The sequence below is a fragment of the Burkholderia sp. BCC0419 genome, from assembly GCF_902830285.1.
Classification (GTDB): domain Bacteria; phylum Pseudomonadota; class Gammaproteobacteria; order Burkholderiales; family Burkholderiaceae; genus Burkholderia.
In genome coordinates, this window is the sequence record NZ_CADESR010000008.1 from 144675 (window position 1) to 170682 (window position 26008).

The window sequence follows — 26008 nt, forward strand, 5'->3', positions numbered from 1 at the left end:
GCGGCGCTTACAGCTGCTCCATGCCGAAGCGGGCGAGCGCGTCGAGATCGACGACCTCGATCTGGTTGTACGCGAGCCGCAACGCGCCGAGCTTCTCGAGCTGCTGCAGCGCCTGGTTGATCCGCTGGCGCGACACGCCGACGAGCATCCCCAGTTCCTCCTGCGAGATCGACAGCGACGGGCCGGTATCCGGGTACAGCGCGGGGTTGAAGAGCTGCGCGAGCGCCTGCGCGACCCGCGCGTCGACGTCGAGCAGTCGGCTGTTCTGGATCGACGCGATGAATTCGCCCATCCGGTTGTTCAACTGATGGATCACGAAGCGCGTGAACGGCAGGCTCGTGTCGAGCAGCGCATGGAACGTGTCGACCGGCACGAACAGCACGGTTGAGCGCTGGATCGCGACGACCTCGTACTTGCGCAGTTCGCGCTTGATCACGCTGCCTTCGCCGAACCAGCCGCCCGACGGCACGCCGGAAAACGTGCAGCCGCGCCCCGACACGTTGAAGATCGCGAGCTTCAGCAGCCCTCGATGGACGCCGATCCAGTATTCGGACGGCGCGAGCCGCTGCGCGATCACGTCGCCGGCGTCGCACTGCTCGACGTGCGACTGGGCAAGCACGAGCGCCTGGTGTTCGGGCGCCAGCGTGCGGAACCACGCGCACTGGCCGAACAGCGTCGCCAGCGGCGGCAGCGGGCCCGGTTCGGGAAGCGTGTCGGCCGGGTGGGCGGCCGCGTCGGAGTGGTCGTGCATGGGTGCGGGTTTGCGAGGATAGGGATAACGCGCAGCGCTCGAGCGGCACTCTGTCGTTTCGATGACAGACGGCTCACAATAACGCCCGTTAGGCTGTCGGCAATTGAACCACATCAAAACGATCCGGGGTGCATGCGCCCCGGTCGGCAGAACACGGGAGACAGGATCATGACGCAGATGTTCGAGGCCGGGCTCGGCCGCCGCGATGCCAACTACGTACCGCTCACGCCGATCGATTTCCTGGTCCGCGCGGCCGAAGTCTACGGCGAGCGCACGGCGATCGTGCACGGCGACGTGCGGCGCACGTGGGGCGAAACCCATACGCGCGCAAGGCAGCTGGCGAGCGCGCTCGCGCAGGCCGGCGTCGCACGCGGCGACACGGTCGCGGCGCTGCTGCCGAACATCCCGGCGATGGTCGAGGCGCACTTCGGCGTGCCGATGGCCGGCGCCGTGCTGAACACGATCAACACGCGGCTCGACGTGTCGTCGGTGCTGTTCATGCTGCGTCACGGCGACGCGAAGGTGCTGATCGTCGACACCGAATACGCGGAGGTCGCGCATCGCGCGGCGCTCGAGGTGCCGGGCCTGAAGATCGTCAGCGTGGCCGACGCGATGCCGGCCGACCCCGACCGTTTCGCGGGCGCGACCGACTACGAGACGTTCGTGGCCGGCGGCGACCCCGGCTACGCCTGGACGCCGCCCGCCGACGAATGGGAGGCGATCGCGCTGAACTACACGTCGGGCACGACGGGCGACCCGAAGGGCGTCGTCTATCACCATCGCGGCGCGTATCTCGCCGCGATCAGCAATATCCTCGAATGGGACATGCCGAAGCACGCGGTGTATCTGTGGACGCTGCCGATGTTCCATTGCAACGGCTGGTGCTTCCCGTGGGCCGTCGCGGCGCGCGCGGGCGTGAACGTGTGCCTGCGCAAGTTCGACGCGAAGACCGTGTTCGACCTGATCCGCCGCGAGCGCATCACGCATTACTGCGGCGCGCCGATCGTGCAGAGCGCGATCGCGAACGCGCCGGCCGAGCTGCGCGAGGGAATCGACCACACGGTGCACGCGATGGTCGCGGGCGCGGCGCCCGCGCCGGCCGTGATCGCGAAGATGAAGGAGATCGGCTTCGACCTGCTCCACGTGTACGGGCTGACCGAGGTCTACGGCCCGGCGACCGTCTGCGCGAAGCAGGCGCACTGGGAAGCCTTGTCCGACGAGGAACGCGCGCGGCTCAATGCGCGCCAGGGCGTGCGCTACCACCTCGAAGCGGGCGCGACGGTGCTCGACCCCGACACGATGACGCCGGTGCCGGCCGACGGCGAGACGCTCGGCGAGATCATGTTCCGCGGCAACATCTGCATGAAGGGCTACCTGAAGAACCCGAAGGCGACCGACGAGGCGTTCCACGGCGGCTGGTTCCATACCGGCGATCTCGCGGTGCTGATGCCGGATGGCTATATCCGGATCAAGGATCGCAAGAAGGACATCATCATCTCGGGCGGCGAGAACATCTCGAGCATCGAGGTCGAGGACGCGCTGTACCGCCATCCGGCCGTCGCCGTGGCGGCCGTCGTCGCGATGCCCGACCCGAAATGGGGCGAGGTGCCGTGCGCGTTCGTCGAGCTGCGCGAAGGCGCGAGCGCGACCGAGGAGGAGATCGTCGCGCACTGCCGGCAACTGCTCGCGGGCTTCAAGGTGCCGAAGGCCGTGCGCTTCGGCGAGCTGCCGAAGACGTCGACCGGCAAGATCCAGAAGTTCCAGTTGCGCCATGCGGTCGGCTCGGACAAGGCGATCGACCTCGCGGGCGACAAGAAGTAGGCGGGCGGCTTTCGGCCGCCGCGCGTCGACGATCACGCGATCACGCGTCGCGCTCCAGCCGGAACACGCTCACCGCGTCCGACAGTTGCGCGGCCTGATCGCGCAGCGCGATCGCCGCGCGCTCGGCATCCGAGATCAGCGTCGCGTTCTGCTGCGTCGCCTCGCCGATCTGCGTGACGGCCAGGTTCACCTGCTCGATGCCGGTCGACTGCTCGCGCGACGCGGCGCTGATCTCGCCGATCAGCGTGCGGACCTGGTCGACCCGCTCGACGATATCGCGCATCGTGCCGCGCGCGGCGTCCGCGATCCGGTAACCCTGTTCGACGGTCGTCGACGATTCGGCGCTCAGCGTGTCGATCTCCTTGACCGCGGCCGCACTGCGCTGCGCGAGCGCGCGCACCTCGGCCGCGACCACCGCGAAGCCCTTGCCGTGTTCGCCCGCGCGTGCGGCCTCGACGGCCGCGTTCAGCGCGAGGATGTTGGTCTGGAACGCGATGCCTTCGATCACGCCGGTGATCTCGGCGATCCGGCGCGTCGCGCGGCCGATGTCGTCCATCGTCGCGACTACGCGCTGCACCGCGGCGTCGCCGTTCGTCGCGGCGGCCGATGCGTCCGCGACCAGCGCGTTGGCTTGCGCCGCGTGCTCGGCGCTCTGCTGCACGGCGGCGGTGATCTGCTCCATGCTCGCGGCCGTCTGTTCGACGCTGCTCGCCTGCGTCGCGATCCGCGCGGCGATGTCGCCGCTGCCGGCCGCGATGCCGACCGTGCCGCGCGCGATGTCGGCCGAGCCGCTGCGCACCTGCGCGACGATCTGCGCGAGGCCGTCGCCGATCCCGTCGACCGCCTGCACGAGCCGGCCGATCTCGTCGTTGCCCGCGCCGTCGTGCGCGTGCGCGCCGTCGCGGATCCGCACGCTGAGATCGCCCGCCGCATAGCGCTCGGACGCGCGTGCGGCGGCTTCCAGCGGCCGGCTCACGACGCGTCGCACGACGATGACGAACAGCGTCGCGAACGCCGCGACGAGCACGGCGCCGATCATCAGGAAGCGGTTGCGGGTGGCGCGCATCGTGGCGAGCAGTTCGTCGTCGAGCGCGATGCCGCCGACGAGCCATTGCCACTGCGGGACCGTCGTGAAGGACACGACTTTCGCGGTCGGCCCGCGGTCGTGCGCGGCCGGGTCGGTCGACGTGTACGCGAGCCGGCCCTGGCCGGCCGCGAGCATCTGCGCGTAGGGGGCGCGGGTGCCGTCGGCCGGCTGGCCCGCCGCATCGGGATGCACGACGAAGGCGCCGCGCGACGGGCCCTGCGATGCATCGAGCACGAAGTAGTAGCCGTTGTCGCCGATTTTCAGCGAGCGGATGCCGTCTTCGACGAGCTTGAGCTGGGCGCCGATGTCGAGGCCGACGAACAGCGCGCCGATCACGCGGCCGGTCGCGTCGGTCACCGGCTTGTACTGCGTGATGTACGGCCGGCCGAACAGCTTCGCGAGGCCGGTGTAGCTGCGCCCCGCGACCAGCGGCGCGTACGCGGGGCCGGCGCGGTCGAGCTTCGTGCCGACCGCGCGCGCGCCGTCCTGCTTCTTCAGCGACGTCGTGATGCGCACGAAATCGTCGCCGTCGCGCGCGAAGATCGTCGCGATCGCGCCGCTTTTCTTCAGGAACTGATCGGGAATCGAATAGTCGAGGTCGAGCGGCTGGCCGCCGGCGGACAGCGTCGGCGCGGCGACGCCGCCGATGTCGACGGTGCGTGCCGGATCGAGCGCGAAGTCGGCCGGCAGGAAGCTCGCGAACAGCGACATCGAGCGGTTGGCTTCGGCGGTCAGCGCCTTGTCGAACAGCTCGACCATCGCGCCGATCGACTGCTCCTTGTCGGCAATTCGCGCGTGCGCCTCGTCGGCGAGTTGCTGGCCGGCAAAATGGGCGAGCGCCCACGCGAAAACGGTGAACAGCAGTGCAACGAGCGCGCACGCCAGCGCGGCAAGACGCGTACCGACGCTCACCCGGCCCAATTGGGTCAATCTCATACGGGATCCTGAGTGGGGAGAGAGGGGCGGAACGCACGCGTCACCGCTTGTCGTCAGGTAATCGGCAGTTTCGGCGAATTCTTTAGCGGCGCGCGCACGGCGGCGGGGGCGCCGGCGCGACAGGCGAAACCGGATGGCGAACGGCGTCAGTGCACCACGAGCCATGCGACGGCCAGATAGCGGCCGACCTTTGCGATCGTCACGATCGCGAGAAAGGTCGGCAGCGGCTCGCGCAGCACGCCGGCGATCATCGTGAGCGGATCGCCGATCACCGGCGCCCAGCTCAGCAGCAGCGACCAGCGGCCGTAGCGCGCATACCAGCGCTCGGCGCGCGCGAGCGCGGACGGCTTGACCGGAAACCAGCGGCGCTCGCGGAAGTGCTCGATGCCGCGCCCGAGCGCCCAGTTGATCGCCGAGCCGGCGACGTTGCCGACGCTCGCGACGAGCAGCAGCGCCCACACAGGCTCGCGCCCGGCGAGCAGCAGGCCGGCGAGCACGGCTTCGGATTGCAGCGGGAGCAGGGTCGCGGCGACCATCGACACGGCGAACAGGCCGCCGTAGGTGAGCAATTCGGACATCGCGCGATTGTACCGGCCAGGCGGCGGCGGGCCCGGGTCACGCGGCCAGGGGATCACCGGCTCACGGCATCACGCGGCATCGGTCGTGCCGAACAGCAGGTGCGAGATCATCGACTTGTCGACCGGTTCGTCGTTGAGCGTGCTGGCGAGCAGTTCGCCCGCGAGCTGCTGCGGTGAGAACACCATGTCCGGTTTCAACAGCCGCAGCCGTTCGAGGTTGCGCTGGTGGTTCACGAGCGCAACCGTGCGTACCGACGGCGCGATCTCGCGGATCGCGAGGATGATGAACGCGTTTTCGGCGTCGTCCGAACGCAGCGCGAGCACCGCGCGCGCGGTCGCCGCACCGGCGCTTTCCAGTACCGCATGGTCGGTCGCATCGCCGACGATCAGATCGGTCGCGGCCGGATAGTTGTGCTCGACGCCGGCCGGCACGACGACGGTCACCGCGTAGCCGCGCTTGCGCAGCCCGTCGTGCACCGCATGCGCGACGGGTGTCGCGCCGACGATCAGGAAATGATGCTTGCGGATCACGTTCGAAATACCTCCCTTGACGATCCGTTTCAGATTGCCGCCGATCACCGGGCCGACGACCGCGCTGATCGACGTCGCGAATACCGTGATGCCGAGCACGATCACCGATGCGGTGAACAGGCGCGCGGTCGGTGCGTGCGGCACGATGTCGCCGTAGCCGACGGTCGACATCGACACGATCGAGAAATAGACGGCAGTGGCGAGATCGTGGACGGGCGGCGTGAATTCGTCGCCGAGATAGAGCACGCCGAAGGTCGCGTAGATCAGCAGCGACACGATGCTCAGCAACGCGAACAGGCTGCTGGCGGCCACGCTCGCGCGGTCGAAGTGCCGCCAGTAGTACAGCAGCGCGACGACCAGCACGGCCGTATAGACGAACACCGCGTGGCTGCGATAGCCGCCGAGCACGCTGATCGCGGCGGCCGCGACCAGCAGCAGGATCGACAGCACCCATGCGACGCGGGCGCGCAGCACGATGCCGATGGCCATCGTCGCGAGGCCGGCTGCGACGACGACCTGCGGCAGGACGACGAGCCCCATGTTGTCGACGAGGTTCAGCGCATCGGCGAGCCACGCGCGATGCAGGCCGAGCCGCGCGTGTTCGACGACGGGGCGCAGCACCATGAGCGCATCGAGTGCGAGCAGGAGGGCGAGATACCAGTGCAGGCCGATCGGCGCGAACAGGCGCCGCAGGCGGGATGTGACGTGCTTCATTCAGTCGCCCGGCAGCCCGGGCATGTCCAACGAAAGAGCCGCTACCCTAAAGCATTCGGCGCCCGGCTGCTTTTTCGAGGGGCCTGGCGGCGGCGTCGACGAAGCCCGCACGCGCGGCCGTTCAGTTCCAGCCGACCATGATCGCGCCCATCCCGACGAGCAGCCCGCCCGTTACGCGGTTCATCGCACGCATCCGCGCCGGCCGTTGCAGCGTGCGGCTCAGCCGGTGCGAGAACAGCGCCATCGACGCGACGCCGCCGGCGAACAGCAGCGCGAACGTCGCGGCGAGCAACAGGTATTGAAGGTTCAGGCTCCAGTCGGCATTCGGGCTGATGAACTGCGGAAAGAACGACGGAAAGAACAGCAGCGTCTTCGGATTCAGCCCGGAAGTTGCGACGCCGCGCCAGAACAGCGCGCGCCCGGTGTCGGTGTCCGGCGCGGCGCTTGCCGTTTCGGCGCCGGCGTCGGCCGGTGCCGCGGCTGCGCCGGCCGGCGCACGGCTCAGCCATTGCTTGCCGCCGAGCCAGACGAGGTACGCGGCGCCGGCCCAGCGCAGCACGGTCAGCGCGTGTTCATCGAGGTGGACCAGCGAATTCAGGCACAGCGCGGTCAGCGCGAGTTGCAGCAGCACGGCGAGCGTGCCGCCCCATACGCATGGCAGTGCGCGGCGCCAGCCGGCGCGCAATGCCTGATTCATCGTGAGGAGGTTGACAGGGCCGGGGGCGTAGATGAGGACGGCGGACGCAGCGACGAACGACAGATAAAGCCTGAACGACATGACGGGAAGTGCGGAAACGGGGGAGTCAGGCGCCGGCCCGGGCAGCCGGATAGGCGCGCGGGAGGCGGGGATCGCATGCCTGCATGTCCGGCGCCGCAACTCGTGATTGCGGCCAGGCGTCCCGATGCGAAGGGGTTGTCGCGCGGAGCGTGCCGGACAACAGGCATGGAGAAAATGTATCAAGTGGCCCGGTTAAAAGGCTTCCTGTTTTCCAGCAAAACACACCCGAAACCGGAATCCTGTTCAGATAGAATTCGAATTTTCAGTAGAAGATTCTTTCCGCCATGGCTACCCGCGAACGCTCGCCGAAAACCCTCGACAACCAGGACCGCAAGATCCTCGGTGCCTTGCAAAAAAATGCGCGTCTGTCGAACGCCGAACTGGCCGAACAGATCGGCATGTCGACCACCGCATGCTGGAACCGCACGCGGCAACTCGAACTCGACGGTTACATCGACGGCTACGTCGCGCTGGTCAACCAGCGCATGCTCGGCTATGCGGACATCGTGATTCTCGAAGTCACGCTCGATCGCCACGAGGACGACGCGCTCGCGCGGTTCGGCGCCGAACTCGCGGCGCTGCCCGAGGTGCTCGAGGCGTATCTCGTGTCGGGCGAATACGACTACTGGATCAAGGTCGCGGTGGACGGCACGGCCGGCTACGAACGCTTTCTGCGCGAGAAGCTGTACCGGATTTCGAGCATTCGCCACAGTCGCTCGATGTTCGCGCTGCGGTGCATGAAGGACGTGCCGTCGATTCAGGTGTGAGGAGGGCGGCGCAGGGCGGCGCATCGTCGTGACGACGAGGTTGGCGGCCGTGCTGAAGAAGGGCGGGAATCGGGCTGTCGCGGCGAGTGCGCGCGGCCCGACAGCGAATGCAGGCGGGAAATACCAGCGGGGCAGGAAAACGGATGAATCTTCCGCTACGACCGCTCCGATGCCGGACGCGGCGGCCGTCAGGCGCGCGTCCCGGCAAGCGGGTCAGGGTCAGGCCGGTTATCGTGCCGCCGGCCGGCGGCCAGTCGCTGCGCTCAGCGCGGCAGGCGTGCGTGCGCTTCAGCGATGATTGCGCAGTTCTCGAGGTGCAGTGCCCAAGCTTCTGCGAGCAGTTCGCCAACACGTGCGAGCCAGCCAGCGGATTCGGTGGAACGGTTCGAGACATTAGACGTTTGCATGACGAAAACCCCATATAGGTGGTGAGTTAGGGATAACCCTAATCATAGAGAAACTTCGCCGCCTTGTGAAATGCGATTTCGTTATATGAGAATTACTGACAATTTATGTTGCTGCGGCGCAACATGGATTTTGGCGCGCCCGCGTCCGTGCTCGCCTTCGCGTGGCGACCAGGCGTGACGAGGCCGTGGCGAGCACCGTCTCGCGTTGAGCAGGCAAGAGAGGAAGGCCGAGCGGCGGCGAGACGGCGCGGCGATGGGCCGACGATTACCCGCCGATCCACCCGAATCGCCAGGACAGCCGCCGCGTCGCGGCCCGCAGCGTCTGCGCCAGTTCGCTGTCCGGCCCGCGCGGGAAGCCGCGCGACGAGCCGATGATCGCGATCACGAGCCGGATGCTGCCGGTGTGATCGAACACGGGGGCGGCAATCGTCCCGATGCCGGGCACCGGCGCGTCGAACGCGAAATCGAGTTCGTCCGCGCGGATCGCCGCGAGCCGCGCGCAGAAGGCCGCGTCGTCCGGTACGGCGGGCGCGCCGGCGAGGCGCACCGGTTCGTTGGCGAGCAGATCGGCCAGCACGTCGTCGGACATGCCGGACGCGAAAATCCGGCCGATCGCCGTATTGACGAGCGACATCACGGTGCCGACCTGCAGGCTCACGTGCTGTGGCCGCGCCGATTCCTCGAGCCGGATCACGGTCGGCCCGAGCGGCCCGAGCGTCGCGGCGGCCACGCTCATGTCGGTCGCGCCGGCGAGCGCGACGATCTCGGCTTCCGCGTCGCGCGTCGGCGACACGCGCTGCATCGCGATCAGGCCGAGCGCCTGCGCGAGCGGGCCGCCGTCGAAGCAGCCGGCGTCGTCGCGGCTCAGCAGGCCGATCTTCTGCAGGCTGACAAGATGCGGAAACGCCTTCGCGGCCGGCATGCCGGCCGCCGTCGCGAGATCGCGCAGCGGCAGCGCGCGGCCCGCCGACACCAGCGCGAGCAGCAGTTCGCCGGTGCTGTCGAGCGCATTGATCCCGCGCTGCGCTTTGGCGTCGTCGGCCAGCGCGGGCGGTACGCGCGCGGCGCCCGGCGCCGGCGCGGGCGCCGGCTCCGCACGCGCCGCGCCGAGCGACGCGGTGGCTTGCCGCGCCGCGTCGCGCAAGGCCGCCGCGATCGGGCCGTCCCAGTCGACATCGATCGATCCCGTCGAACCGATCACCGTCAACGCGAGCTGCAGGCGCCCGTGCGTATCGAAGACGGGCACGCACATGCCGCTGACGCCCGGGCTCGGCCGGTCGATGCTGCGTTCGATGCCGCGCGCTCGGATCGCGTCGAGTTCGACGTGTTGTGCCTCGGCGTCCGGCGCGACCGATCCGCCTTCGGCGCCGGCGAGCGTATCGCCCGCACCGGCCTGGCTGGCCGCCATCGCGTCGAGTTGCGTGGGGTCGCCGAACGCGCGGAACACCCGGCCGGTCGCCGTCGTGTCGAGCGACATCACCGAACCGACGTGCAGGTTCATGTGCAACGGATAGCCGCCGTGCTCGATGCGCACGATCGTCGGGCCGAGCACGCCCGGCACCGACAGCGCGACGCTCAGGCCGACCGTTTCCGCGAGCCGCGCCGCGTGCGGCAGCGTCGCGCGGTAGGCCGGCTGGCGCTCGATCGACATCAGCCCGAGCCGCAGCGACAGCGGGCCCGGCTCGTAGTTGCCGGTGATCGCGTCGCGCTTCACGAGCGCGAGCCGCGTCAGGCTCACGAGATAGGTGTGCGCCTGCGCGGTGGAGAGGTCGGCCGCCGCGGCCAGCTCCGACAGTCCGAGCGGCTTGCGCCGGCGCGCGAACGCGTCGAGCAGCCGGCCACCGACCTCGACACTCTGGATGCCGCGCTGCGCCTTGGGCGGCGCATCGTCCGCGCTGACTTCGTGGTTCTGCACGCGATGATTCTTCCGTTGACGAAACCCCGCATGGTATCCGACGCCATTTCTCGCGCCAGCCCGCAGGTTTACCCGTATTAGACAATAGCAAGCGCGTTTGCCATTGACAAATATTCGAGGCAAGCAGATGATCCGCTCATTCCCCTCAACACATGGCTCGCAGCCACGGAACGCACAATGGCCAAAGCATTCGCCTCCCAAGCCGATCTGGAAGAGAAGAAAGTCACCTGGACGAAGCTGTCCGAGAACGCGTACGCGTACACAGCCGAAGGCGACCCGAACTCGGGCGTGATCGTCGGCGACGACAGCGTGCTGATCGTCGACACGACCGCGACGCCCGCGATGGCGCAGGACCTGATCGCGAAGATCCGCAGCGTGACCGACAAGCCGATCAAGCACGTGGTGCTGTCGCACTACCACGCGGTGCGCGTGCTCGGCGCGTCCGCGTACTTCGACGAAGGCGCGCAGCAGGTGATCGCGAGTCGCGGCACGTACGAGATGATCGTCGAGCGTGGCGAGGCCGACATGAAGTCGGAGATCGAGCGCTTCCCGCGCCTGTTCGCCGGTGTCGAGACGGTGCCGGGCCTGACCTGGCCGACGCTCGTGTTCGAGCGCGAGATCACGCTGTTCCTCGGCAAGCTCGAAGTGAAGATCATGCACGTCGGCTCGGGCCACACGAAGGGCGACACGATCGTGTGGCTGCCGTCGCAGAAGGTGCTGTTCTCGGGCGACCTCGTCGAATACGACGCCGCGTGCTATTGCGGCGACGCGCAGCTCGAACAGTGGCCGGCCACGCTCGAGGCGCTGCGCGCGCTCGGCGCCGAGAAGCTCGTGCCGGGCCGCGGCCCCGCGCTGCTGAATCCGGCCGAGGTCGACAAGGGCCTCGACTACACGAAGGATTTCGTCACGACGCTGCTCGCGCAGGGCCGCAAGGCAGTCGAGCGCAATCTCGACCTGAAGGCGGCGATGGCGCTCACGCGCGAAGCGATGGACCCGAAGTTCGGCCACGTGTTCATCTACGAGCACTGTTTGCCGTTCGACGTGTCGCGCGCGTTCGACGAAGCGAGCGGCATCGCGCATCCGCGCATCTGGACCGCGCAGCGCGACAAGGACATGTGGGCCGCGCTGCAGGACTGAGCGGTGCACGGCGGCGGGGCGGCGTTCACCTGATCGCCTTGCCGTTTTCCTGAAGGTTGCGGCATTCGCGGCGGCATCGCGCCGCGGTGCCGGCAGCCGTATCCGGTCTCACAAGAAAGCAGGGCGCATGCACGCCCTCGGAGACTGCCACGCGCTCGACATCGCGCGGCCCGTTTGGAGAGAGACATGCCCCGATCGCTTCCCGCCGAAGCGACGCTCGCGCACGCGAGCGCTTCGGCGCCGACTTCCGCATCCGCATCCGCATCCAGCGACGCGCTGCTGTTCCGCAAGATCGCGTGGCGGATCGTGCCGTTCCTGTTCCTCTGCTACGTCGTGTCGTTTCTCGACCGCATCAACATCGGCTTCGCGCAGTTGCAGATGAAGCACGATCTCGGCTTCAGCGATGCGATGTACGGCCTCGGCGCCGCGGTGTTCTACGTTGGCTACGTGTTCTGCGAAGTGCCGAGCAACATGCTGCTCGCGCGGTTCGGCGCGCGCCGCACGTTCACGCGGATCATGCTGCTGTGGGGCATCGCGTCGACCGGGATGATGTTCGTGTCGCAGCCGTCGCATTTCTACGTGCTGCGCTTCCTGCTCGGCGTGTTCGAGGCCGGCTTCTTCCCCGGCATCGTGCTGTACCTGACCTACTGGTTCCCCGCGAACCGGCGCGCGGCGGCGATCTCGGTGTTCTTCGCGGGCGTCGCGGTGGCCGGCGTGCTCGGCGGGCTGATGTCCGGCTGGATCATGCGCGACATGAGCGGCGTGCTCGGGCTGCACGGCTGGCAGTGGATGTTCGCGATCGAAGGCGCGCCGGCGATCCTGCTCGCGTTCGCCGCGTTCACGTTCCTCGTCGACCGGCCGCAGGACGCCACGTGGCTCACGTCCGACGAAAAGGCGCGCGTCGCCGCGCTGTGCGCCGAAGGACGCACACCCGGCGGCGCGCACGACGGGCGCAGCGTGATGGCCGCGCTCGCGAACCCGCGCGTGTACCTGTTCGCGTTCATCTATTTCTCGCTGACCTGCGCGTCGCTGACGCTCAATTTCTGGATGCCGCTGATGATCCGCGACTTCGGCGTGACCGACGTCGTGGCCGTGAGCCTTTACACGGTCGTGCCGAACGCGGTCGGCGCGGTGGGGCTGGTGCTGATCGCGCGCCGCTCGGATCGCACCGGCGAGCGCCGCAAGCACTTCGCGTGCTGCACGATCGGCGGCGGGCTCGCACTCGCGGCGCTGACGCTGCACCTGCACAGCTTCGCGGCGATGCTCGCGTGCCTGTCGATCGCGGCGACGCTGATCTTCGCGGCGCTGCCGATCTTCTGGGCCGTGCCGACCCGCTACCTGTCCGGCAACGCGGCCGCGGCCGGGATCGCGCTGATCAGCAGCATCGGGATCACGAGCGGCATCGTCAGCCCGTGGGTGATCGGGATGATCCGCACCCGCACGGGCAGCATGGATCTGGCCGTGTATCTGCTCGCCGCGCTGCTGGTCGCGAGCGGCGTGGCGCTGATGGTCGGCGTGAAAGGCGAAGGCGCGCGGCGCGGCTGAGCACGTGACGACCGGTCGCTGCCCGCGGGCGGCGGCGACCGGCGATTTCTCTCCGTCCGCACCCGAATCCCTCGAGGAGACGATCGATGTCAGCCCCTCTTCAAGCGCACGCCGCACCGGCCGTCGCGTCCGGCGCCGGTTCGACGGACTCGGCCGGCAACGACGTGCTGTACCGCCGCATCGGCATGCGCATCGTGCCGTTCCTGTTCATCTGTTACATCGTATCGATCCTCGACCGCAGCAACATCGGCTTCGCGCAGTTGCAGATGCGGCAGGATCTCGGCCTGACCGATGCGATGTACAGCCTCGGCGCGGTGCTGTTCTTCGTCGGCTACGTGCTGTTCGAGGTGCCGAGCAACGCGCTGCTGCGTCGCTTCGGCGCGCGCCGCACGTTCGCGCGGATCATGTTCCTGTGGGGCGCGGTGTCGGTCGCGATGATCACCGTCGACAGCGCGAAGCAGTTCTACGTGCTGCGCTTCCTGCTCGGGCTGTTCGAAGCCGGCTTCTTCCCGGGCGTCGTGTTCTACCTGACCTACTGGTATCCCGCGCGCCGTCGCGCGTCGGTGCTGTCGATTTTCTATGCGGGCGTCGCGGTGGCCGGGATGGTCGGTGGGCTGCTGTCGGGCTGGCTGATGCGCGGGATGTCCGGCGTGCTCGGTCTGCACGGCTGGCAATGGATGTTCGCGATCGAAGGCGCGCCCGCGATCCTGCTCGGCGTGATCGCGTGGTTCTGGCTGTGCGACCGCCCCGAACACGCGAGTTGGCTGTCCGACGACGACCGGCAGCGGCTCGCGGCCGACCTCGCCGCGGATCGCGCGGATGCCCCAGCGCACGCGGCAGCTTCGCTGCGGCAGGTGCTGGCCGAGCCGCGCACCTATCTGTTCGCGTTCATCTATTTCTCGCTGACGACCGCGCTGCTGATGCTGCTGTTCTGGATGCCGCTGATGATTCGCGAATTCGGCATTCACGACGTCGTGCACATCAGCCTGCTGTCGATCGTGCCGAACGCGATCGGCGCGGCGGGCCTGATCGCGATCGCGCGGCGCTCGGACCGCAAGCGCGAACGCCGCCGGCATTTCGCCGCGTGTGCGTTCGGCGGCGCGGTGGCGCTCGCGCTGCTGACGCTGCACCCGCCGGGCATCGTCGCGATGATGGCGCTGCTGTCGATCGCAGCGATGCTGATCTTCGCCGCGCATCCGGTGTTCTGGGCCGTGCCGTCCGCGTATTTCGCGGGCGCCGGTGCGGCAGGCGGCATTGCGCTGATCAGCAGCATCGGCGTATCGAGCGGGATGATCACGCCGTGGATCGTCGGGCTGATCCGCACGCGAACCGGCAGCATGGACCCGGCGATGCTGATGATCGCGGCGCTGCTGACCGCGTGCGCGGTCGCGATGCTGCTGGGCGTGCGGGCGACGCCGCGGGAGCCGGCGCACGCGCCGCGTTGATCGACCTGCGCCGGATGCATCGACGCGGCGGGCCGGACGATGTCGTCCGGCCCGCGCTCGGTGAGCAACGGCCACGCGAGATGCCGGCCTGGCCCGGGCGCGATGCCGATACTGTCCGACTAGCGCACGGCCGCGTAGCGCGGGGCCGGCGTATCGGCCGACAAATGCGGCGCCATCGCGCGGCGCGCGGCCTCGTAAGCCTCCCATTCGTCACCCGCATGCAGCGACGGGATCGTCACCAGTTCGCCGCGATCGAAACCGACCAGCGCCGCATCGACCATGTCCGGCGCCGTCATCACGATTTCCTTCGGCAGGTGCTCGAGCGGCAGGCCGCCCGTCTGCCAGAAATCGGTGGCCGTCGCGCCGGGCAGCACGGCCTGCACCTGCACGCCCTTGTCGGCGAGCTCGTGATGCAGCGACTGGCTGAACGCGAGCACGAACGCCTTGCTGCCGCCGTACACGCCGTTCAGCGTTTCCGGCGAGATCGCGACGATCGACGAAATGTTGATCACCGCGCCGTGGCCGCGCGCGACGAAGCCGGGCACGGCCGCATAGGTCAGCCGCATGAGCGCGGTCACGTTCAGGTCGATCATCCGCGTCATCGCGTCGACGTCGCTGTCGAGCAGCGGCGCATGCGTGCCGATGCCGGCGTTGTTCACGAGCAGCGTGATGCTCGCGTCCTGTTTCAGCTTGGCTTCGACGGCGGCGAGCGCCGTACGGTCGTTGAGATCCGCGTCGACGATCTCGACGCTGCGCTGCGTATCGTTCGTGATGCGGTCGGCGAGGGCGTTCAGCCGGTCGCGGCTGCGCGCGACCAGGATCAGGTCGTAGCCGCGGCGCGCGAGGCGGTCCGCGTAGACGGCGCCGATGCCCGACGACGCGCCGGTAATGAGGGCGGTACCGCGATGTGCTTGCGTCATGATGTGCTCCGTTTCGATGAGGATGGCCGGATGGCGTGAAGGCATTCTGGCCTCGAAGCGTTGCGACACAAATGACGTAGATGGGTATGATTCCGGACATCGGGCCAATCGGCACGGGACCGGAGAACACACATGCACCGAATCGGCTTTTTGATCAGCGACGGCTTCCAGATCATGGCGCTCGCCGCGCAGTCGGTGTTCGAGTACGCGAACATGGGCATGGACGCGCCGTTCTATGCGATGGACAACTACTCGGTCGACGGCGGCGACGTGCGTTCGTCGCTCGGGCTGCCGGTCGCCACGCGCGCGCTGCGCGGGCGGCTCGGCGTCGATACGTGGATCGTCGCGGGCGTCAACGATCCGCTCGCCGCGCCGGCGCCGGCCGGCATCGTCGCCTACCTGCGCCGCGCGAACGCGCGTGCGCGGCGGATCGCCGGCATCTGCACGGGCGCGTTCGTGCTGGCCGAGGCGGGGCTGCTCGCGCAGCGTCGCGCGACCACGCACTGGGCGTTCGGCCGCGACATGCAGCGGCACTACCCGGAGATTCGCGTCGAGGACGACCGGATCTTCATTGTCGACGGCCCGATCTGGACGTCGGCCGGGATGACGGCCGGCCTCGATCTCGCGCTCGCGATGGTGGAAAAGGATCTCGGCGCGGATGCCGCACGGTCGGTCGCGCACAAGCTGGTAATGCATCAGCGCCGGGCCGGCGGCCAGTCGCAGCATTCGGAAATGCTCGAGCTTGCGCCGAAATCCGACCGGATCCAGAACGCGCTCAACTACGCGCGGCGGAATCTCGGCCGCGCGCTGACCGTCGAGGATCTGGCCGAGGCCGTGCATCTGAGCCCGCGCCAGTTCAGCCGCGTGTTTACGCTCGAAACCGGGCAGTCGCCCGCGAAGGCGATCGAGCGGCTGCGGCTCGAGTCGGCGCGGCTGATGATCGAACAGAGTCGTCATCCGCTCGACGTGATCGCGAAGGAGAACGGTTTTCGCGACCGCCGGCACATGCGCGAGGCGTTCGTGCGCGGGTTCGGCGTGCCGCCGCAGGCGCTGCGACGCGATGCGCGGGCGGACGAGCGGGAAACGGGCTGACGAGCTGGCGGGGCGGCGGGACCCGTTCAGCGCGTGCCGGCAAAATCGCGCAGAATCCTGTCGACATTCGTCGCGAGGAGACACCGTGCACACTGACCCGTTCGACATTGCGATTCCCGAGCACGCGCTTGACGACTTGCGCCGGCGCCTGCGCGACCACCGCCCGCCGAACCTGACGCCCGCCGAGCCGTGGCAGCAGGGCGTCGACGGCACATGGCTGCGCGAACTGGCCGCGTACTGGGCCGACGGCTTCGATTGGCGCGCGGTGGAACGCGCGCTGAACCGGCTGCCGCAGTTCGTCGCGGACGTCGGCGGCCGGCGTGTGCATTTCGTACATCGTCGCGGTACGGGGCCAAAACCCTATCCGCTCGTCGTCACGCACGGCTGGCCCGGTTCCGCATTCGAATTCCACGCGCTGATCGATCGCTTGTGCGATCCGGCCGCGTTCGGCGGCGATCCGGACGACGCGTTCGACATCGTCGCGCCGTCGCTGCCCGGCTTCCTGTTCTCTCCCGCACCGGCGGCACCCGGCACATCGGCGCTTCAGGTCGCCGACTGCTGGGCGGAATTGATGGCCGGCCTCGGATACCAACGGTTCGGCGCGCAGGGCGGCGATCTGGGCGCGGGCGTGTCGGTCGCGCTCGGCGCGCGGCATGAGGGCGTGGTCGACGGCATCCATCTGAACTACCTGCCCGGCAGCTACGAACCAGCGATCGACGCGGCGCGGCCGCTGACCGACGACGAGCAGGCATTCCTGAAGCAGCGCGGCGATTGGGCCGCGCTCGAAGGCGGGTACGCGCACGTCCACATGACGAAGCCGCAGACGCTGGCCGTCGCGCTCAACGATTCGCCGCTCGGGCTGGCCGCGTGGATCGCCGAGAAATTCCGTGCGTGGAGCGATTGCGACGGCGACGTCGCGCGCCGTTTTTCGCACGACACGCTTCTGACGGGCATCTCGCTCTACTGGTTTACCGGCTGCATCGGCTCGTCGATGCAAATGTATTGGGAGAACCGGCTGCAGTCGATGCGCTTCGCGGCCGGGCAGCGCGTGGCGGTACCCGTGGCGTTCGCGCGCTTTCCGAAGGAGATCAGCCGTCCGCCGCGCAGTTGGCTCGAACGGGTATTCGACGTGGTGCAGTGGACCGACATGCCGAGCGGCGGCCATTTCGCGGCGATGGAGGAGCCGGACTTGCTGGCCGACGATATTCGGCGGTTTTTCAGGCGCTTCCGGTAACGGGCGGGCAAGCCGGCGGAGGGCGGAAACCTATACCCGGAGGTCGCACACGCGGGACGGGAGCGGCTCGATGCGGATCGCGTCGCCCGCCTTGCCGCGTCATTACCGCGTAACGAACGCCGTGGCCGCATCCGGCGCCGTACGCGCATGCTTGCGCTGGCGCAGCAGCGCGACGCGGCAGTTCTCGCGCGCCGTTTCGCGGCCGTCGTCGTCGAGCAGTACGAGGTCGCCGCGCATCACGTTCAGCGTGATCACATCCTCGCCCGGCGCGCCGAGCGTTTCCGGCGTGTGCACAGAGCCGGCCGGTTCGAGCACTGTCGAACCCGCGTGCGCGACCCAGTCGTATTCGCGGTAGCGCCACGCCCCCTGCAGCGTATGGACGAACACCTCGCCGTCGTGACGGTGGCGCGGCAGCGTGCCGCCGGCCGGCATCTTCAGCAGCGCGGTCAGCGTGTCCTCGGCCGCATTGATATGGAGGTACTTGATCGCGAGCCCCGGCAGGTCGGCGCTCATCGGCAGCCACGGCAGCGCATCGCCGGGCAGGCACGAGATCGGCGGCAGGTCGGTGGAGAGCGGGGCGGACGGCTGCGTCATGGCGGAAGGCGGAGCGGAAACGGGAAGCCCGCATTATCGCAGAGCCGGATCGCGCGGCCGAACGGGTGCGGCGTCGCGCCGAAAACGTGCGCGGCGGTCCGATCCTTACTCGATGAAATATACAGTCAAACTGTACAGTTTGACTGTATATATGCTATATTGAATGCATGAACGCGCCATCCTCTCCCCCCGACATACTCCCGCTGGCCGGTCTCGCCGGCGAACTCCGCATCTCGGTCGGCAAGCTGATGCGGCGGATGCGGGAGCAGACCCATCCGAACGACCTCACGTCCTCGCAGAAATCGGTGTTGCTGCGGCTCGATCGCGACGGCCCGGCGACCGTGTCGGCGCTTGCACGTGCCGAAAGCGTCCGCCCGCAGTCGATGCGCGTGACGGTCGCGATGCTGGAGACGCTCGGCGCGGTCGCCGGCGCGCCCGATCCGACCGACGGACGGCAGACGCTGATCGCGCTCACGCCCGGTTTCCGCAAGGTGCTGCAAGCGAACCGCGCGGCCAAGGACGACTGGCTGTTCCGCGCGCTGCATGCGCAACTGTCGGCGGCGGAACAGGCCGAGCTCGCGGCGGCCGTGAAGCTGCTGCAGCGGCTCGCCGAATTCCAGGACCCGGCGCGTCCGTGAACCGCATCGACCCGCTCGCCGAAAGGACAACCCGCCCATGAATCTCCTGCATCTCGTGTCGTACTTCTTCGGCGGCGCGTTTCTCGCGAACGTCGTGCCGCATCTCGTCAGCGGGCTGCGCGGCGAGCCGTTCCAGACGCCGTTCGCGAATCCGCCTGGGCGCGGGCTGTCGTCGTCCACCGTGAACGTGGTGTGGGGCGTCGTGAACCTCGGCATCGCTTACGCGCTCGTGTGCCGGGTCGGCGATTTCGACCTGAAGATCACGGCCGACGCGGCGGCACTGGGCCTCGGCATCCTGGTGCTCGGCCTGTTCCTCGCGCGGCATTTCGGCGAACTGCACGGCGGCAACGAGCCGGACCGGGCGCGGCCATGAGCGTGCCGGCAGCGGGCGTATTTCGCTCGCTTCGCAGCTTCAACTACCGCGTGTGGGCGATCGGCTCGCTGGTGTCGAACATCGGCACGTGGATCCAGCGCACCGCGCAGGACTGGCTCGTCCTCACGCAGCTCACGCATCACGACGCTTCGGCGGTCGGCACGGTGATGGCGCTGCAGTTCGGGCCGCAACTGCTGCTGTTGCCGTGGACCGGCTATGCGGCCGACCGCTTCGACCAGCGCAAGCTGCTTATGGCGACGCAGGCGCTGATGGGCGCGCTGGCGCTCGTGCTCGGCGTGCTGACGGTCACCGGCGCGGTGCGGCTCGAACACGTGTATGTGTTCGCGTTCCTGTTCGGCTGCGCGTCGGCGTTCGACGCGCCGGTGCGGCAGACCTTCGTCGCGGAACTGGTCGGCGATCGCGAACTCGCGAACGCGGTCGCGCTCAATTCGACGTCGTTCAACGCCGCGCGGATGGTCGGCCCGGCGGCGGCGGGCTTCCTGATCGCATCGGTCGGCACTGGCTGGGCGTTTCTCGCGAACGGGCTCAGCTTCTTCGCGGTGCTGGCGTCGCTGTCGCGGCTTCGGGAAGACGAACTGCGCGCGAACGTGCGGGCGGGTCGCTCGCGCGGCAGCCTGCTCGACGGGTTCCGCTATGTATGGCGCCGCCCGGACCTGACGGCGATCCTCGTGATGCTGTTCCTGATCGGCACGTTCGGGCTCAATTTCCAGTTGTACATTTCGACGATGGCTGCCAGCGTGTTTCACGTCGATGCGCGCGGGTTCGGTTTCCTGTCGTCGATGATGGCGGTCGGCACGATCTCGGGTGCGCTGCTCGCCGCGCGCCGCGAGCAGCCGCGGTTCCGTCATCTGTGGATCGGCGCGACGCTGTTCGGGCTCGGCTGTACGTTCGCCGCGCTGGCGCCCGGCTACTGGTCGTTCGCCGCCGCGCTGGTGCTGACCGGGATCGCCGCGATCACCTTTATGAACTCGACCAACAGCCTGATGCAACTGTCCACCGAGCCGGCGATGCGCGGCCGCGTGATGGCGCTGCGCCTCGCGGTCGCATTGGGCGGCACGCCGATCGGCGCGCCGGTGGCCGGCTGGGTCGCGAACCATCTCGGCCCGCGCTGGGCGCTCGGCGTCGGCGCGGCGTCCGGCTTTGCGGCGGCGCTCGTCGCGACCCATTTCGTCACGCGCAAGCGGGCGCAGCCGCGCACGGGCGGCGACGGGGCCTGACCGAACCGAAAGCCGCCGCTATGCCGCCGGCCGCGCCGCCGCATGCGCAGCGTCGAGGCACGACTGGAACAGCAGCGCCGCCCGCGGCGGCTGCGGCGAGCGCCGCAGCAGACTCACGAACCGGCACCGGTAATTGAACCGGTGCGGCGCGATCGGCTGCATCAGCCCCTTGTTTTCGAAACTCTCCGCGTAGTGATCGGGCAGGAAGCCGAGATAGCGACCCGACAGAATCAGCGTCGCGATCGATTCCTGGTCCGACGCGGTCGCGCTGCGCGTGAGCTTCGCGCGATGGCTCAGCTCCATGTTCGGCGAATGGAAGCCGAGCCCGGCGAACGCGTGGTGGCGGATCGTCGTCCACGTGAGCTTGCCGTGCGGTGCATCGAAGAGCGGATGCTGGCGGCCGCAGTAGAGCAGCATCCGTTCGTCGAACAGCGCCGAATACACGAGGCTGCCCGAGTTGCGGTGCACGGGAATGATCCCGACCTGGTAGCTGCCGTCGATGACTCCGCGCTCGACCTCGTTGATCGACGCGACGTGCAGGTTCAGCGTGACGTCGGGCGCTTCGTCCGCGAACTGGCGGATCGCGTCGCCCAGGCGCGCATGCGGGTTGGTGGCCGTCTTGTCGAATACCGCGATATGCAGTTCTCCGCCCATCTTGTCGTGAATGCCGTCGATTCTGCTGCGAAATGCTTCCATCGACGCGAGCAGCCGCAGCGTTTCCTCGTACACCGTCTGCCCCTCGGGCGTCAGCGTGAAGCCCGCGCGGCCGCGCCGGCACAGCACGAGGCCGAGCCGCGTTTCCAGATCCTTCACGTGCCGGCTGATCGTCGAGATGCCGATATTCAGTTCCAGTTCGGCCGCCGCCATCCCGCCGCACTGCACGACGCCCTTGAAGACCCGCAGCAGGCGGAGATCCATGTCGCTGAGCTGCCCGAGCAGCGCGCGGCTCTTCGGTTTCTTTGCTTGCATAGTTGAGCAAGTGAACATTGATATTGCGATATTCAAAAGACTAATTGGCGTCCCGACAATGTGCAACATCATCACCAGGAGGAGGGGCGCGCCGCGCCGACCGACATGACCGACATCACCACCGCCCAGCACGACGACACGAACCTCCGCACCGACGCCGCATGGCTCGATGCGCACTGGATGCCGTTCACGGCCAACCGCCAGTTCAAGGCCGATCCGCGCATGATCGTGTCCGGCCAGGGCGCGTATTACACCGATGGCGAAGGCCGCAAGATCTTCGACGGCCTGTCGGGCCTCTGGTGCACGGGCCTCGGTCACGGCCGCACGGAAATCGTCGAAGCCGTGAGCCGCCAGGTCGCGCAGCTCGATTACGCGCCGGCCTTCCAGTTCGGCCATCCGAAATCGTTCGAACTCGCCAACAAGATCAAGGAGCTGACGCCGGCCGGCCTCGACTACGTGTTCTTCACGGGTTCGGGCTCGGAAGCGGCCGACACGTCGCTGAAGCTGGCCCGCGCCTACTGGCGCGCGAAGGGCAAGGGCACGAAAACGCGCCTGATCGGCCGCGAGAAGGGTTACCACGGCGTGAACTTCGGCGGCATCTCGGTCGGCGGGATCGGCGCGAACCGCAAGCTGTTCGGCCAGGGGATCGACGCCGATTTCCTGCCGCATACGCAACTGGCCGAGAACAAGTTCTCGCGCGGCATGCCCGAGCACGGCGCCGAGCTGGCCGACCGCCTGCTCGAGCTGATCGCGCTGCACGACGCATCGAACATCGCGGCCGTGATCGTCGAGCCATTCTCCGGTTCGGCGGGCGTGGTCGTGCCGCCGAAGGGCTATCTGAAGCGCCTGCGCGACATCTGTACTGCGCACGACATCCTGCTGATCTTCGACGAGGTCATCACGGGCTTCGGCCGCGCCGGCGCGATGACGGGCGCCGACGCATTCGGCGTGGTGCCGGACATCATGAACTTCGCGAAGCAGGTGACGAACGGCGTGCAGCCGCTCGGCGGCGTGATCGCGACGAAGGAGATCTACGACACGTTCATGGCCGCGGGCGGCCCCGAGTACATGCTCGAGTTCCCGCACGGCTATACGTATTCGGCGCATCCGGTTGCCTGCGCGGCAGGCGTCGCGGCGCTCGACCTGCTGGTGAAGGAAGACGCGGTGGCCCGCGTGCGCGATCTCGCGCCGCATTTCGAGGCGGCCGTGCACGGGCTGAAGGGCCAGCGTCACATCACGGACATCCGCAACTACGGGCTGGCGGCCGGCCTGACGATCGCCGCGCTGCCGGGCGAGCCGGCACGGCGCCCGTACGAGATCGCGATGCGCTGCTGGGCGAAGGGCTTCTACGTGCGCTACGGCGGCGACACGATCCAGCTCGCGCCGCCGTTCATCGCCGAGCAGCGCGAGATCGACAACCTGGTCAACGCGCTGTCCGACGCACTGAACGAAGTGGACTGAGCCACGGCTCGCCCGCAGCGACAACCGAATTCACGAAAGAGCCAGACACATGAAACACGACAGCAATGTGACTTCCACCGTCGGCCACCTGATCGACGGCAAGCGCGTCGACGGCGGCAGCCGCGTCCAGCCGGTGTTCGACCCGGCCACCGGCGAATCGCACAAGAGCGTCGCGCTCGCCGACAAGCTGACCGTCGAAGCCGCGATCGCGTCCGCGCAGGCCGCGTTCCCGGCATGGCGCAACACGCCGCCGCTGAAGCGCGCCCGCGTGATGAGCCGCTTCAAGACGCTGCTCGAGGAGCACGCGGAAGAACTCTGCGCGCTGATCACGGCCGAGCACGGCAAGGTGCTCGCCGATGCGATGGGCGAACTGCAGCGCGGGATCGAGAACGTCGAATACGCGAGCTACGTGCCCGAACTGTTGAAGGGCGAGCACAGCAAGAACGTCGGCCCCGCGATCGATTCGTGGAGCGAGTTCCAGGCACTCGGCGTCGCAGCCGGCATCACGCCGTTCAACTTCCCGGTGATGGTGCCGCTGTGGATGTGGCCGATGGCCGTCGCGTGCGGCAACACGTTCGTGCTGAAGCCGTCCGAGCGTACGCCGTCGTCGACGCTGCGCATGGCCGAGCTCGCGCTCGAGGCCGGCTTGCCGCCGGGCGTGCTGAACGTCGTGAACGGCGACAAGGAAGCGGTCGACACGATCCTGACCGATCCGCGCGTGAAGGCGGTGAGCTTCGTCGGCTCGACGCCGATCGCGGAATATATCTACTCGACCGGCTGCGCGCACGGCAAGCGCGTGCAGGCGCTCGGCGGTGCGAAGAACTTCGCGGTCGTGATGCCGGATGCCGACATCGGCAATGCGGTGAACGCACTGATGGGCGCCGCATACGGCTCGTGCGGCGAGCGCTGCATGGCGATTCCGCTCGTCGTCGCGATCGGCGACGAAACGGGCGACCAGGTGGTCGCGGGGTTGAAGGCCGAGATCGAGAAGATGAAGGTCGGCCCGGGCAACGGCGCGGGCATCGACATGGGCCCGCTCGTCACGAAGCAGCATTTCGAGAAGGTGACGGGCTTCGTCGAAGCGGGTGTGGCAGCGGGCGCGACGCTCGTCGTCGACGGTCGCGGCGTGAAGGTCGACGGCCATGACGGCGGCTACTACCTCGGCCCGTGCCTGTTCGACAACGTGAAGCCCGGCATGCCGATCTACCAGCACGAGATCTTCGGGCCGGTGCTCGGCGTGATCCGCCTGAAGTCGCTCGACGACGCGATGGCGCTGATCGACGCGCACGAATACGGCAACGGCACGTGCCTGTTCACGCGTGACGGCGAGGCCGCGCGCTACTTCAGCGACAACATCCAGATCGGCATGGTCGGCATCAACGTGCCGCTGCCGGTGCCGGTCGCGTACCACTCGTTCGGCGGCTGGAAGCGTTCGCTGTTCGGCGATCTGCATGCATACGGCCCGGATGCCGTGCGGTTCTACACGAAGCGCAAGACGATCACGCAGCGCTGGCCGTCGGCCGGCGTGCGCGAAGGGACGGTGTTCAGCTTCCCGTCGAACCGCTGACCCGACGCGCGCACCGGCTGCATGCGGCCGGTGCGGCGTGCGAAGCTGCCAAGGCCCGCTCCCGATCGACGATCGGGGCGGGCTTTTTTACGGCCGTGCGAAATACGCGGAACGCGGCGAAAGCAGGCTTACGGCGCGACCACGTGCCACATGTTCTTGAAGTTGTCGCCGTTGCGATCGCCCTGTTTCATGTCCTTCGAGAAGAAATACAGCGGCTTGCCCTTGTACGCCCATTGCGGGCTGCCGTCGTCGCGCTTGACGATCGTGTAGGGCCCGACCGGCACGTCGGTGGCGCTGGCCTTGTACGGCGGCCAGAAGGATTCGCACTGGCCCGTGCACGCGCTGGTGCCGGCGTTGGCCTTGTCCTTGTCGAACGTGTAGACGGTCATCCCGTTCGCGGCGACGAGCGCGCCGTTTTCTTCCTTCGTGATGGATCCCTGGGCCGTGGCCGAAGCTGACGCAATGGCGAGCAGGGCGGAGCTGACGAGCAGCGCGGCTTTCATGAGTGCCTCCTGATAGTCCGGTGGGCGGCCGCGATCGCGCACGGGCGAGCGTGCGCCGGAATCGCGATGAATGGTGCCGGAGCACGGCACCGTCGCCGCCCGCCCGCGTGAGCAACGCCGGGGCGAATGGCGGCAAACGGGGCGCCTTATTCACGATAGGCGGTTTTTCGCGGCGCTGCGAGAAGATCGGGGGGCATATCGGCGGCACGCAGGCCTCGCGCAACGGCGCGACGATCGTCGTCATGCGCCGGTATTCGGCATCCGTCCCCGAGTGCGCGCCGCGCGTGCGCTGCGGCGTCGACGACGCCGATACGGGTTTGCGCGGATGACATCGCGCGCATTCCGCCGGAATATCTGCGTCAGCGCGAGCCGGACTCGCGCCGATCCTTCCGGGAGGTGACGACGATGCTTCAGGATCCGGGCGAGGTTGCGCGCGCCAGCTATCGCGCGTATGCCGACAAGAACCGAGACGCGATCGAAGCGCTGATCGCGCCGGATTTCCATTTCACGAGCCCGCTCGACAACCGGCTCGATCGCGACACGTATTTCCGGCGCTGCTGGCCGAACAGCGTGACGCTGGCGCGCTTCGATTTCATCGACGTCGCCGTTCACGGCGAACAGGTGTTCGTCGTGTACGAGGCGGAAACGGCCGACGGCAGACGGTTCCGGAATGCGGAGCGGTTGCGGGTCCGAGACGGGCAGATCGTCGAGGCCGAGGTGTATTTCGGCTGGAACGTGCCGCACGATGCGCCCGACGGAGGGTACGTCGAACCGCGCGGTTGAGCGGCGGGCGGGAGCAGGCGGTTCATCCGGTGCTGCACGCGACCTCGCGGCTCGGGCGTGCCGGGCCGGCGAATCCTTCGTTCAGCCCCGGCGTGGCACGACATGAATCGGGATTCCGGTTTCCGGAGCATCGTGTCGTCGACGGAGCATCTCACTGCGTAGCAGTTGGTCGTCGCGCGACATGCGGCGCCTGCCGGATAGCGCCCGAATCCGCGCCGGTCGCC

At 68.3% G+C, this 26008-nt stretch carries 24 protein-coding genes; 14 read left to right on the forward strand and 10 right to left on the reverse strand.

The genetic code is table 11. The features are described from left to right. Nucleotides 1-7: 7 nt before the first annotated feature. Nucleotides 8-751, reverse strand: coding sequence for a Crp/Fnr family transcriptional regulator (locus HWW87_RS28890; RefSeq protein WP_175823164.1), 744 nt, complete (start codon nucleotides 749-751; stop codon nucleotides 8-10). A 168-nt stretch (nucleotides 752-919) separates the two neighbouring features. Between HWW87_RS28890 and HWW87_RS28895 the strand changes: the two genes are divergently transcribed. After that, nucleotides 920-2572: an acyl-CoA synthetase gene (locus HWW87_RS28895; RefSeq protein ID WP_175823165.1), complete on the forward strand. Its 1653-nt coding sequence runs from the start codon at nucleotides 920-922 to the stop codon at nucleotides 2570-2572. A 40-nt stretch (nucleotides 2573-2612) separates the two neighbouring features. On the opposite strand, the gene HWW87_RS28900 is transcribed toward HWW87_RS28895, so the two are convergent. The 4 genes from HWW87_RS28900 to HWW87_RS28915 form a co-directional block, all read right to left on the reverse strand. Continuing rightward, the gene (locus HWW87_RS28900; RefSeq protein WP_175823166.1) at nucleotides 2613-4595 is read right to left on the reverse strand and encodes a methyl-accepting chemotaxis protein; all 1983 of its coding nucleotides are present in this window, start codon (nucleotides 4593-4595) and stop codon (nucleotides 2613-2615) included. A 146-nt stretch (nucleotides 4596-4741) separates the two neighbouring features. After that, entirely contained in the window at nucleotides 4742-5173 is a 432-nt protein-coding gene (locus HWW87_RS28905; protein WP_175823167.1) for a YqaA family protein, read from the reverse strand. A 69-nt stretch (nucleotides 5174-5242) separates the two neighbouring features. Next, on the reverse strand, nucleotides 5243-6418 hold the full coding sequence (gene kch, locus HWW87_RS28910; protein WP_175823168.1) for a voltage-gated potassium channel protein: 1176 nt from the start codon (nucleotides 6416-6418) through the stop codon (nucleotides 5243-5245). Between the two features lie 121 nt (nucleotides 6419-6539). Next, nucleotides 6540-7196 (reverse strand): LysE family translocator, encoded by a 657-nt coding sequence (locus HWW87_RS28915; protein WP_175823169.1) that lies wholly within the window; start codon nucleotides 7194-7196, stop codon nucleotides 6540-6542. Between the two features lie 284 nt (nucleotides 7197-7480). Here HWW87_RS28915 and HWW87_RS28920 point away from each other — a divergent pair, with 284 nt between their 5' ends. Next, on the forward strand, nucleotides 7481-7963 hold the full coding sequence (locus tag HWW87_RS28920; RefSeq protein ID WP_175733155.1) for an Lrp/AsnC family transcriptional regulator: 483 nt from the start codon (nucleotides 7481-7483) through the stop codon (nucleotides 7961-7963). A 672-nt stretch (nucleotides 7964-8635) separates the two neighbouring features. Here HWW87_RS28920 and HWW87_RS28925 read toward each other — a convergent pair. Then, the gene (locus tag HWW87_RS28925; RefSeq protein WP_175823170.1) at nucleotides 8636-10285 is read right to left on the reverse strand and encodes an IclR family transcriptional regulator C-terminal domain-containing protein; all 1650 of its coding nucleotides are present in this window, start codon (nucleotides 10283-10285) and stop codon (nucleotides 8636-8638) included. A gap of 177 nt (nucleotides 10286-10462) precedes the next feature. On the opposite strand from HWW87_RS28925, the gene HWW87_RS28930 reads away from it, so the two are divergent. The 3 genes from HWW87_RS28930 (at nucleotide 10463) to HWW87_RS28940 (ending at nucleotide 14412) form a co-directional block, all read left to right on the forward strand. Then, entirely contained in the window at nucleotides 10463-11422 is a 960-nt protein-coding gene (locus HWW87_RS28930; RefSeq protein ID WP_175823171.1) for an MBL fold metallo-hydrolase, read from the forward strand. Between the two features lie 186 nt (nucleotides 11423-11608). Then, nucleotides 11609-12967 carry an MFS transporter gene (locus HWW87_RS28935; protein WP_175823172.1) on the forward strand — a complete coding sequence of 453 codons (1359 nt, stop codon included), beginning with the start codon at nucleotides 11609-11611 and terminating at the stop codon, nucleotides 12965-12967. 86 nt (nucleotides 12968-13053) lie between these two features. Continuing rightward, nucleotides 13054-14412, forward strand: coding sequence for an MFS transporter (locus HWW87_RS28940; RefSeq protein ID WP_175823173.1), 1359 nt, complete (start codon nucleotides 13054-13056; stop codon nucleotides 14410-14412). Nucleotides 14413-14531: 119 nt separating this feature from the next. Here the strand turns inward: HWW87_RS28940 and HWW87_RS28945 are convergent, their stop codons facing one another. Beyond that, entirely contained in the window at nucleotides 14532-15332 is an 801-nt protein-coding gene (locus HWW87_RS28945) for an SDR family oxidoreductase (protein WP_175823174.1), read from the reverse strand. 132 nt (nucleotides 15333-15464) lie between these two features. On the opposite strand from HWW87_RS28945, the gene HWW87_RS28950 reads away from it, so the two are divergent. Then, on the forward strand, nucleotides 15465-16424 hold the full coding sequence (locus HWW87_RS28950; protein ID WP_175823175.1) for a helix-turn-helix domain-containing protein: 960 nt from the start codon (nucleotides 15465-15467) through the stop codon (nucleotides 16422-16424). An 85-nt stretch (nucleotides 16425-16509) separates the two neighbouring features. Further along, on the forward strand, nucleotides 16510-17658 hold the full coding sequence (locus tag HWW87_RS28955) for an epoxide hydrolase family protein (protein WP_175823176.1): 1149 nt from the start codon (nucleotides 16510-16512) through the stop codon (nucleotides 17656-17658). 102 nt (nucleotides 17659-17760) lie between these two features. Here HWW87_RS28955 and HWW87_RS28960 read toward each other — a convergent pair whose 3' ends face one another. Continuing rightward, the gene (locus HWW87_RS28960; RefSeq protein ID WP_050010988.1) at nucleotides 17761-18252 is read right to left on the reverse strand and encodes a 2,4'-dihydroxyacetophenone dioxygenase family protein; all 492 of its coding nucleotides are present in this window, start codon (nucleotides 18250-18252) and stop codon (nucleotides 17761-17763) included. A gap of 167 nt (nucleotides 18253-18419) precedes the next feature. Here HWW87_RS28960 and HWW87_RS28965 point away from each other — a divergent pair, with 167 nt between their 5' ends. From HWW87_RS28965 to HWW87_RS28975, 3 genes are read left to right on the forward strand one after another with little or no spacing between them, the layout of a single operon-like run. Further along, on the forward strand, nucleotides 18420-18890 hold the full coding sequence (locus HWW87_RS28965; protein ID WP_175823177.1) for a MarR family transcriptional regulator: 471 nt from the start codon (nucleotides 18420-18422) through the stop codon (nucleotides 18888-18890). Between the two features lie 37 nt (nucleotides 18891-18927). Beyond that, nucleotides 18928-19263, forward strand: coding sequence for a hypothetical protein (locus HWW87_RS28970; RefSeq protein WP_175823178.1), 336 nt, complete (start codon nucleotides 18928-18930; stop codon nucleotides 19261-19263). Then, nucleotides 19260-20501, forward strand: a complete 1242-nt coding sequence (locus HWW87_RS28975) for an MFS transporter (RefSeq protein WP_175823179.1) — start codon at nucleotides 19260-19262, stop codon at nucleotides 20499-20501. Before HWW87_RS28970 ends, HWW87_RS28975 begins: the two co-directional genes overlap by 4 nt. An 18-nt stretch (nucleotides 20502-20519) precedes the next feature. On the opposite strand, the gene HWW87_RS28980 is transcribed toward HWW87_RS28975, so the two are convergent. Continuing rightward, nucleotides 20520-21470: a LysR family transcriptional regulator gene (locus tag HWW87_RS28980; RefSeq protein ID WP_175823180.1), complete on the reverse strand. Its 951-nt coding sequence runs from the start codon at nucleotides 21468-21470 to the stop codon at nucleotides 20520-20522. A gap of 105 nt (nucleotides 21471-21575) precedes the next feature. Here HWW87_RS28980 and HWW87_RS28985 point away from each other — a divergent pair, with 105 nt between their 5' ends. Both HWW87_RS28985 and HWW87_RS28990 read left to right on the forward strand, forming a co-directional pair. Continuing rightward, nucleotides 21576-22931 carry an aspartate aminotransferase family protein gene (locus HWW87_RS28985; RefSeq protein WP_175823181.1) on the forward strand — a complete coding sequence of 452 codons (1356 nt, stop codon included), beginning with the start codon at nucleotides 21576-21578 and terminating at the stop codon, nucleotides 22929-22931. 49 nt (nucleotides 22932-22980) lie between these two features. Next, entirely contained in the window at nucleotides 22981-24498 is a 1518-nt protein-coding gene (locus HWW87_RS28990; protein ID WP_175823182.1) for a CoA-acylating methylmalonate-semialdehyde dehydrogenase, read from the forward strand. Between the two features lie 128 nt (nucleotides 24499-24626). On the opposite strand, the gene HWW87_RS28995 is transcribed toward HWW87_RS28990, so the two are convergent. Beyond that, complete coding sequence (locus HWW87_RS28995; protein WP_174430053.1) at nucleotides 24627-25001, reverse strand: hypothetical protein; 375 nt, start codon at nucleotides 24999-25001, stop codon at nucleotides 24627-24629. A gap of 107 nt (nucleotides 25002-25108) precedes the next feature. Here HWW87_RS28995 and HWW87_RS29000 point away from each other — a divergent pair, with 107 nt between their 5' ends. After that, the gene (locus tag HWW87_RS29000) at nucleotides 25109-25330 is read left to right on the forward strand and encodes a hypothetical protein (RefSeq protein WP_175823183.1); all 222 of its coding nucleotides are present in this window, start codon (nucleotides 25109-25111) and stop codon (nucleotides 25328-25330) included. 76 nt (nucleotides 25331-25406) lie between these two features. After that, complete coding sequence (locus HWW87_RS29005; RefSeq protein ID WP_175823184.1) at nucleotides 25407-25784, forward strand: nuclear transport factor 2 family protein; 378 nt, start codon at nucleotides 25407-25409, stop codon at nucleotides 25782-25784. Nucleotides 25785-26008: the final 224 nt, after the last annotated feature.